9 protein-coding genes and 3 pseudogenes are annotated in these 7,646 nt (G+C 60.0%); 5 read left to right on the top strand and 7 right to left on the bottom strand.

Translation table 11 applies throughout. From position 1 onward, the window contains the following. The first annotated feature begins 95 nt into the window (after positions 1–95). Positions 96–461 carry a hypothetical protein gene (locus BMY36_RS18360; RefSeq protein WP_050518345.1) on the top strand — a complete coding sequence of 122 codons (366 nt, stop codon included), beginning with the start codon at positions 96–98 and terminating at the stop codon, positions 459–461. A gap of 111 nt (positions 462–572) precedes the next feature. Further along, a pseudogene (locus BMY36_RS19695) lies at positions 573–1,226 on the top strand (IS3 family transposase); the annotation flags it as partial. A 7-nt stretch (positions 1,227–1,233) separates the two neighbouring features. Here BMY36_RS19695 and BMY36_RS18350 read toward each other — a convergent pair. Further along, positions 1,234–2,680 (bottom strand): annotated as a pseudogene (locus BMY36_RS18350) (IS30 family transposase). A 43-nt stretch (positions 2,681–2,723) separates the two neighbouring features. Here BMY36_RS18350 and BMY36_RS18345 point away from each other — a divergent pair. After that, positions 2,724–2,996, top strand: a pseudogene (locus BMY36_RS18345) (integrase core domain-containing protein); the annotation flags it as partial. 238 nt (positions 2,997–3,234) lie between these two features. On the opposite strand, the gene BMY36_RS18340 reads toward BMY36_RS18345, so the two are convergent. From BMY36_RS18340 to BMY36_RS18325, 5 genes are all read right to left on the bottom strand, one after another. Next, the gene (locus tag BMY36_RS18340) at positions 3,235–4,164 is read right to left on the bottom strand and encodes an MFS transporter (protein WP_231579649.1); all 930 of its coding nucleotides are present in this window, start codon (positions 4,162–4,164) and stop codon (positions 3,235–3,237) included. Continuing rightward, the gene (locus BMY36_RS20675; RefSeq protein WP_231579650.1) at positions 4,076–4,513 is read right to left on the bottom strand and encodes a hypothetical protein; all 438 of its coding nucleotides are present in this window, start codon (positions 4,511–4,513) and stop codon (positions 4,076–4,078) included. The genes BMY36_RS18340 and BMY36_RS20675 overlap by 89 nt, the downstream gene beginning before the upstream one ends. Further along, complete coding sequence (locus BMY36_RS18335) at positions 4,510–5,379, bottom strand: MBL fold metallo-hydrolase (protein WP_050518347.1); 870 nt, start codon at positions 5,377–5,379, stop codon at positions 4,510–4,512. The genes BMY36_RS20675 and BMY36_RS18335 overlap by 4 nt, the downstream gene beginning before the upstream one ends. Positions 5,380–5,580: 201 nt before the next feature. Then, positions 5,581–6,042, bottom strand: coding sequence for a hypothetical protein (locus BMY36_RS18330; protein ID WP_050518348.1), 462 nt, complete (start codon positions 6,040–6,042; stop codon positions 5,581–5,583). 11 nt (positions 6,043–6,053) lie between these two features. Further along, on the bottom strand, positions 6,054–6,341 hold the full coding sequence (locus tag BMY36_RS18325) for a sll1863 family stress response protein (RefSeq protein WP_050518349.1): 288 nt from the start codon (positions 6,339–6,341) through the stop codon (positions 6,054–6,056). 144 nt (positions 6,342–6,485) lie between these two features. Here BMY36_RS18325 and BMY36_RS18320 point away from each other — a divergent pair, with 144 nt between their 5' ends. Beyond that, a complete protein-coding gene (locus BMY36_RS18320) occupies positions 6,486–6,866 on the top strand; it encodes a cupin domain-containing protein (protein ID WP_050518353.1) in 381 nt (126 codons plus the stop codon). Further along, positions 6,863–7,312 carry an FAD-dependent oxidoreductase gene (locus BMY36_RS18315; protein WP_050518350.1) on the top strand — a complete coding sequence of 150 codons (450 nt, stop codon included), beginning with the start codon at positions 6,863–6,865 and terminating at the stop codon, positions 7,310–7,312. Before BMY36_RS18320 ends, BMY36_RS18315 begins: the two co-directional genes overlap by 4 nt. 18 nt (positions 7,313–7,330) lie before the next feature. Here the strand turns inward: BMY36_RS18315 and BMY36_RS18310 are convergent. Continuing rightward, a partial coding sequence (locus BMY36_RS18310) for an integrase core domain-containing protein (protein WP_139194142.1) occupies positions 7,331–7,646 on the bottom strand: 316 nt, incomplete at its 5' end.

Raw genomic sequence — 7,646 nt, 5'->3', positions numbered from 1 at the left:
ACCTCTATTAATTCAGAACCGCCAAAGGGGACCGCAATGAAAACAATTACTTACGGGGCGATCATTGACCATTTATGGTATTAATAGAGGTGCCCATGAATGATAAATTGAAAACATCCACTTTGCCCAAGTCGTCGGCAGCGGCCGATGTTCCCGGCAAACCTAATCCGAAAAAACCTGCGAAAGACGAGCCCCGTGCCGCCGCCGCTGTTCATAAGACCGATCGGCCCGGCTTTGATCTGGGGGGATCTTCTGGCGACACGCATGCTGGTACGGGTTTGGGCCTTGGCGAAGATGCGTTTGACACGCCGGGCGACAGGCGGCTTCCTGGGCGGAGGCTTGATGGCAAACTGACAATTCCGCGCTGGAGCGGGCCCGAGCCAGAAGCCAAAACAGAACCGGTCGACAAGACCGCAGGGGCAGAACCCCACTTGGCGCCCAAGGCCAAAACAACGCGCTGACTGAGCTGCGCGCTGATTCTTGGCGGCAGCGGGGCAATAATCACGCGGGTGGCGCGCGGACAGACATACCAAATGTACCGATGCGTAAACCTGCAGACCATTCGGGTAGTCCGCCTGCTGCGCGAGGAGAGAGAAGTGTTGAAAAAAGCGATCGTTTTTGCAGGCCAAAGCCAGTGAGGTTCGCCTTTATCGAGGCATGGAAAGAAGAATGGCCGGTTGAGTTTCTGTGCCGAGTCATGCGGGTCACATCACGTGGTTTTAGAGCATGGAGGGTTCGCCCAATGTGTCAGCGGCAGCGTGATGATATGGTGATCTTGGCCTATATTCGTAACCAACATCATCTCAGCCTGCAAAGTTATGGCAGGCTACGTATGACAGAAGAGTTGCAGGAGCGGGGGCTGAAGGTCGGGTACCGGCGCTTAGGTCTTTTGATGCGTGAGAACGGCATTAAGATCGTCAGAACTCAAAAGTTCAAGGTCACGACAGACAGCAACCATGCTTTCAATATTGCCCCCAATCTGTTGGATCAGGATTTCTCTGCAGATGGGCCCAACCAGAAGTGGGTGGGCGACATCTCGTATATATGGACCAGCGAGAGGTTGCTTTAACTTGCCGTTATTCTGGATCTATATTCCCGCCGTGTTATTGGCTGGGCCGTTAGCCAATCGCATGAAACGGGATCTGGAAATCCGCGCATTGGATATGGCGGTGGCTTTACGGCAGCCTCCAAAAGGGTGCATTCACCACACGGATCGTGGATCACAAGGCGGATTCAACCGGTCGTCGCAACACATTCAACTATATCCTGTTTGAGCAATTGGTCGAGAGCTTCGGCGGGAGTCCTCCAGCCGAGGGTTTTGCGGGGTCTTGTGTTCAAAGCATGCGCGACCGGGCTCAACTCATTGACACCGTGCTGGCTGAGATCCGCGCCCTTGGGAAAGTATTGTCGCAGCAAGCCGTTGGTATTTTCGTTGCTCCCCCGCTGCCAGGGGCTTTGCGGGTCACAGAAATAGATATTCAGCCCCGTTTCGATTTGGAGTTGCGCATGTTGGGCCATTTCCGCACCTTGGTCCCAAGTCAAAGATCGGCGAAGACACGCCGGAAGCCCCATGATTGTCCCTGCGATAGCATCGCGGACGGCCTCTGCACCATGGCCAGCCAGTGCTGGTCCGTTTTTGGGCACTTTGCCCTTCCCATGGCCCTCCATGCGCGGCAGGTGCAAGAGCATGGTGAAGCGTGTTGTGCGCTCGACCAGCGTGCCAATGGCTGAACTTCCGAGACCGAAAATGAGGTCGCCTTCCTGTCAGCCTTACGGCGAATTCAGGCATTCGCCGTAAGGCCAATGACCCGGCACAGCCCTAGCGCCAACCTCTGCCGGGCGGTCACTGATCATCAGCGCATCTGCGAGGTAGGGTCTGCCACGACCTCGGGCGCGTTCGCGGGGCAATCGCAGTGCGCAGCCTGAGCCCAGACAGGCCGAAAGCTCCCGCTTCACGGCACCCCTTCCTTGAATGTAATGCGCTTGATAGATGGCCTCGTGGCTAATCCGCAGTGTTGTGTCCTCAGGAAAGTCTATTTTCAGACGCTGCGCGATCTGTTCTGGGCTCCAGGCACAAGACCAGCGCCGACTTTGCCGATGAACGGCCCGTCGCCCTTTCCATACCACAACAGGCCCATCGAAGGCGATGCCACCCGGCGTAGCGATAAGACCTGAGAGACGGTCCTGCACATAATCGCGCAGGGTGGAGTTACTTGACAACTTGCTTGATTTTGGGCGGTGCTGCACGATCCGCATGCCACTGCGCCGTGATCGCACGATAGTCGAAATCACCGCTGCGCGTTGCAGAATTGCGCCTTATCTCTCGCGATACCGTGCTCGGTGACCGCGACAGCTTGCGCGCGATTGCGCGGATACCCGTCCCACTCGCGTACTCCAATGCAATTTATTCTCGCTCAGAGAAGGTCAGTGTCCGGTTCGTAAGGGGCACCGCCGAAGGTGCAAGATGTGTGGGAGGCATTCCACCAGAACTCCGAAACCACCGGATTCCGACAGGACCGGAAACACCCGCTTCGATAGCGGACACCTCACTGGAATGACCTGCGGCCACGCCCCGCCAGAACCGGCATAGATTCTCACGTTGCCAGACTGGCGGCCTTCCTGGCGAATTTAATTTGCCCCTGGTTGAACGTTCGGATTTTCGTCTGCCTGTTGTGGTCATCAACACCTCCTAAAATGGGGTGTTGCGACGACCGGTTGAATCCGCCCAATACTGTTCACATGACTACCAGAAACGTTTGTCAAAGCATGGCTTCGCAGTGTCCATGAGCGGCAAGCGAAATTGTTACGATAACTCCATGGTCGAAACATTCTTCAAGTCTCTCAAGGCAGAGCTAATCTGGCGCAACCTATGGGAAACCAAACGCCAGGCTGAAGAGGCTATATCCCAGTATATCAATGGGTTCTATAACCCACGACGGCGGCACTCATCGCTGGGTGGTAAAAGTCCATTGGCGTTCGAACGAAAGGCTGCCTAAATAATTTGGGAGACAGGAACGCAAGCGTGACAAGACCACCTACTGCACATGAAGATCGCCGGGAGGTGTTGATGATCGTGCCCATGTGATCAGCCTGGGCGGAATGTCGCATTTGGTGGCCGACTGGAGGGAAATCTTCATCCTTTTGCGTGGAGTGGCACCGGCAACTTAGTCGCACTGACCTGTGAATAGGTGCACGTGTACGTCAAAGCAGCGCCGAAAAATCCGCCGTTCTGGTTCAGTCCTTCTGCACCTCGTCAAGGCCGCGCGCCAACACCGCCCCGAGCGCTGCAATGACCGCGAAGGCCAGCAGCACGGAGGCGGGGCCGAACCGGTCCGCCGCAAGCCCGAACAGCCCGCCCCCAAGCAGCGCCAGACCGATCAGCGTGTTGGACAGCGCGGTATACCGGGCACGGAACGCATCCTCGGCCATGTCGGTCAGGTGCAGCTTGCGCCCGGCGCGCACGCCCTCGTAGGCGATTTGTGCGGCGAAGATTGCAGCCGCCGCGCCATAGGTTCCGCCGAGGCCGCCAAACGCGAGGCCCAACGCCCCCACCACGGCGAAAACTGCGGATCCGAGCGCGCCCGCGGCCATCAGGGTCTGTCGGCTGGAATGGTCGGACAACCGCCCCCACAGATAGGATGCCAGCACCGACGCGGCCGTTGACGCCATCACCAGCGGCCCGAGGCCGTCCAGCGCGCTGCGTCCCGATGCGGCTGACAGCATGACGATGAAGGGTGGTGCAAGTGCAGTGACGGCCAGCGCCGCACGCGAGGCCACGAACAGGCGGAGTTGCGCATCGGTCAGGATAGGCTGGATCAGTGCCGCCAGCGAGCCGTCGTCACCCGTGTCTTCGGGGTCTGTGTGCGGCTCGCGCAAGGTCATGAAGATCAGCGAGGCCAGCAGAAATGCCGCCCCGGCCACAGCGATGATGGCCGCAAGCGGTGCGACTGCGACATTGAACAGCCCGGTCGCCATCAAGAAGCCAACACCAAAGACCGAGATCGAGGCGATTGAGGCCGCCAGACCCGTGACCGCGCCGCGCCGCCGTTTGGCGATGGTGCGCGCCAGCGCGTCCTTATAGCTGACGGATGAGGCCGAGCGCGCCACAGCCAACACGGCGAGGCAGGCCAAGATCACCACGCCCGCCAAGGCACCTGTCAGCAAAAGCGCCGCCACCGGCGATACCGAACGCTGCGAGGCCCTGCACCGCACTTCCCAACGCCCAGAACCGCTTGCGCTCAGGGCTGGCCTCGACCTTGCGGGCAAATGCAAGCTGCGGCAGCAGCGCGCCCGCCTCGCGCACAGGAACGAGCAGGCCGATCATGGCGCTTGGTGCTGCAAGTGCGGTCAGCAGCCAAGCCAGTACTAGCTTGGGGTCGATCAGGGCGTCCGCCGTCTTGGTCAGGATCAGCGAAACGACATGGACCATGCCATTGCGCGCTTCGCCCGGGCGCACATCTTCCCCCGTGGCTCCGGTGATCCTGGCAAAGGCTGCCGTGTAGGTATCGTTCATAGCGGGTCAAACTTTCCAACGGGGATCTTCAGATAGCTGTGACCATCCGCCTCTGCCTCGGGCAAGCGTCCGCCCCGGATATTGACCTGAAGCGCCGCCAACATACGCTCTGGTAGGGTCAGCGTCTCATCGCGGGCGGTTCGGGTGGCGATAAACTCAGCCTTGCCGATACCGTCCTTCACATGCCGGTTGCGCAAGCGGTGTTCTGCCACGGATGCCATGTATTCAGGGGCGGCGCCAGAGTCAGGGTAGTCGTGCCCGATATAAAGCCGCGTGTCGGGGGAAAGTTCGAGGATGGCGCGCAGCGAAGTCCACAAATCCTCGGCGCTGCCGCCGGGAAAGTCGGCGCGGCTGGTTCCGCTTTCGGGCATCATCAGCGTGTCATGGACGAACGCCGCATCCCCCGCAACGTAGGTGATTGACGCCAGCGTGTGCCCCGGCGAGAACATCACGCGCACCGCAATCTCGCCCACCATGAACTCGTCGCCTTCGGCAAACAGTCGGTCCCATTGCGAGCCGTCGGTATGGAAATCGTCGCCAAGATGATAGAGGTCTTTCCACAGTTTTTGCACATCCGTCACCTTTTCGCCGATGGCCGTGGGCGCACCGAGCTTGTCGGACAGATAGCGCGCCGCGGTAAAATGATCGGCATGGGGATGAGTGTCGAGCACCCAGACCACCTTGAGATTTTCGGCCGCAATATAGGCGAGGATTTCATCCGCACTCTCGGTCGTGACGGCCCCGGCTTCGGGGTAGAAGTTCCAGACCGGATCGACGATGGCCGCTTCCCGGGTGACGGGACAGTGAAACACATATTGCAGGCTGCCCGTGGGTCTGTCGAAAAAGGCGCGGATGATCGGGGACATGGTTTCTCCTTATGTCGGTTAGTGCCAAGTATAAGGTCCAGCATCCGGAAAACCATCATCGTCAAGAAGGCGGATCGCGGTCAAAAGCGCTGCCGCCACGACGATCCAGAGAGCCGTGCCCATCAAATGCCCCGGAGATATGCACAAATGCGAGACTGACGGCGGCTGCCTGTCGCGGGTTTCAAGCGCCGCCAACCCCGTTCAATTCGCGGGTTTGCCTTCGTCCGCCGCAGTCCAGGCTGCTGAAAATGCGCCCCAGGCGGCGGAGAACCCGGTCTTCAGCTCGTCCCACGCGCCGCTTGCGCCTGTCTCCAGCGCGCCATAACGCTCGCTCAGACGGTTGCGCGCCTCGCGCAGATCCATCAGCCGGGCGCGCGCGGTATCGCGCGTGGCGTCCGACATCTCGGCCCAAGTTTCGCGCAGCGCCTCTTCGCGCCGGTCTATCTCGGCGTCGAGCCGGGTCAGCGCCGCGCGGGCCTCTGCCAGCGCCTGATCGCGCTCTTGCTCCGAATAGGTGGCAATGGCCTCCATCGCCTGAGTGATTTCAGTGCGCACGCCGTCTGTTGTGGTCAGCGCGCCCGTATCCTGCGCCGCCGCAGGCAAAGCGAAGGCCGCGACCCCAGCGGCGAGAGCTCCGATCCGCAAGCTTCTGAGGATGGTCATGGGCAGCCTTCTCATTTGAACCGGGATCTGGCGTCGTCGAAAGCGCCTGCAATATCGCCCCAGGCTTTGTCGAACCCGGACTTCATGTCGTCCCATGCCGCGTCACTGGCGTGGCGCACCTCTTTCAGCTTCGCGTCACCGTCATCACGCTGCGCGCGCATTTTGTCGAGTTGCTTTTGATACTTGATCTTCACATCGGCCTCTGCCTCGTGGACCTGTGCCTTCATCTTGTCGATCTCGGCGTTCCACTGGTCGATCCTGGCCTTGGCCTTCTCGATATACTGTTCGCGTGCGGACATTCGTGATCTCCTTCTGATTTTGACCGGAACAACCCCGGAGGCTGAAGAGTAGCCCACATCTGCACTTGCCGAACTGATTTGTATCAATGACGGCTGACAGCTTTGTGGTCCATGCTGCGGCTTGGAGTGATGGAGGTTGCACAGATGTCTGAGACGCAAAAATTGACGCTGCCCGTCGTAAATCTTGCCCGGAAGAACGATGAGTTCCGCAAGGTTCTGTGGACCGGCGACAAGACACAGCTGGTGCTGATGGCGATCCCCGAAAGGGGCGAGATCGGCGGGGAGGTGCACGAGGGGCACGAGGGGCACGACCAGTTGCTCTATTTCGTTGCGGGCACAGGTATCGCCAAGATCGGTGATGTGGAAACGACGATCGCCGATGGCGATGTCAGCATCGTGCCCTCGGGCGTATTCCACAACTTCCGCAACACCGGGTCGGGGATGCTGAAGCTGTTCACCACCTACAGCCCGCCCGAACATACGCCGGGCACCGAACACGCCACCAAGCGCGACGCGGACCAATGAGCAGGAAGGTCGATACCGTCATCGTCGGGGCGGGCAGCGCAGGCCTGTCCGCCTTGCGCGAGGTGCGTCGCTATACCGATGATTTCGTGCTGGTCAATGACGGCCACTGGGGCACCACCTGTGCGGCCGTGGGCTGCATGCCGTCGAAGGCGCTGATCGAGGCGGCGAATGCGTTTCACCGGCGCCATGACTTTGACGCATTCGGCATCCGGGGCGCAGAGGCGTTGCGCGCCGACATTCCCGCCGTGCTGGCAAGGGTCCGCAAGATGCGCGACGGTTTCGTGAAGGGACCGGAGGCGGTGCCGGAAGAGTTGGGCAAGCGCGCTGTATCGGGCCGCGCACGACTGCTTGGCCCTGGCCGTCTGCTCGTAAGCGGTGTGGAGATCGAGGCGCGCGCGATCATCCTGGCACCGGGCAGCCGCCCCGGAACGTGTCAACGACTTTGAGGCAGTGGCTTTTGGACTTTAAGCTTGGTTTCCCTGCGTTTGCTTTGGTGGATTTATCCAGACAGCAGTCGGGATGTGAGGCGGCCTGGGTGGCTTGCGGACGAAGCGCTCGGGCGTGCTGATGAACGCAGTATCGAGGGTTTCCTGGCGTGCGGCATAGATAGCCTCGGCCTGTCCGAAGTGGACCTGATCGGGGGTCATCAACCCGATACCTGCGTGATGATGTTCTTCGTTGTACCATGCAAAGAACCTGCGGCAGAAGTCGCGGGCCTGCTCGATAGTTTCAAACTTCTTGGGAAATTCAGGCTGATATTTCAGCGTCTTGAAGTGGGCT

The sequence above is a fragment of the Pseudorhodobacter antarcticus genome (assembly GCF_900110135.1).
GTDB lineage: Bacteria > Pseudomonadota > Alphaproteobacteria > Rhodobacterales > Rhodobacteraceae > Pseudorhodobacter > Pseudorhodobacter antarcticus.
This window is presented reverse-complemented; position numbering and strand designations above follow the sequence as displayed.

Coding starts and splice junctions, on each gene's coding strand:
- BMY36_RS18325 (WP_050518349.1), bottom strand. CDS start 6,341: ATGTCCGCACGCGAACAGTATATCGAGAAGGCCAAGGCCAGGATCGAC.
- BMY36_RS18360 (WP_050518345.1), top strand. CDS start 96: ATGAATGATAAATTGAAAACATCCACTTTGCCCAAGTCGTCGGCAGCG.
- BMY36_RS18330 (WP_050518348.1), bottom strand. CDS start 6,042: ATGACCATCCTCAGAAGCTTGCGGATCGGAGCTCTCGCCGCTGGGGTC.
- BMY36_RS20675 (WP_231579650.1), bottom strand. CDS start 4,513: ATGAACGATACCTACACGGCAGCCTTTGCCAGGATCACCGGAGCCACG.
- BMY36_RS18315 (WP_050518350.1), top strand. CDS start 6,863: ATGAGCAGGAAGGTCGATACCGTCATCGTCGGGGCGGGCAGCGCAGGC.
- BMY36_RS18320 (WP_050518353.1), top strand. CDS start 6,486: ATGTCTGAGACGCAAAAATTGACGCTGCCCGTCGTAAATCTTGCCCGG.
- BMY36_RS18335 (WP_050518347.1), bottom strand. CDS start 5,379: ATGTCCCCGATCATCCGCGCCTTTTTCGACAGACCCACGGGCAGCCTG.